This is a genomic window from Pseudoalteromonas sp. Angola-4 (genome assembly GCF_028599265.1).
GTDB classification, from domain to species: Bacteria; Pseudomonadota; Gammaproteobacteria; order Enterobacterales; family Alteromonadaceae; genus Pseudoalteromonas; species Pseudoalteromonas atlantica.
The window spans coordinates 1-248 of the sequence record NZ_JAQREK010000134.1 but is presented as its reverse complement, the minus strand read 5'-3'; the positions used below and the strand labels follow the sequence as shown (position 1 = coordinate 248).

Annotated in this window: 2 tRNA genes; both read right to left on the bottom strand. The window is 43.5% G+C overall.

Features of this window, described 5'->3' with window-relative positions:
* Position 1: 1 nt before the first annotated feature.
* Positions 2 to 74 (bottom strand) — tRNA-Lys (locus tag PSH48_RS21160).
* Positions 75 to 146: 72 nt separating this feature from the next.
* Positions 147 to 222: transfer RNA gene (locus PSH48_RS21155), tRNA-Lys, on the bottom strand.
* Between the last annotated feature and the right edge of the window lie 26 nt (positions 223 to 248).

Genomic DNA, 248 nt, shown 5'->3' with positions numbered 1-248 from the left:
GTGGGTCATGATGGACTTGAACCATCGACCAATGGATTAAAAGTCCACTGCTCTACCAACTGAGCTAATGACCCGCTCTGTGTGCTTACTATTTAAGTGAGCTGCGTAAATCCGCCGATTAAACCAATCTTTACCTTAATAAAGAATGGTGGGTCATGATGGACTTGAACCATCGACCAATGGATTAAAAGTCCACTGCTCTACCAACTGAGCTAATGACCCGCTCTGTGTGCTTACTATTTAAGTGA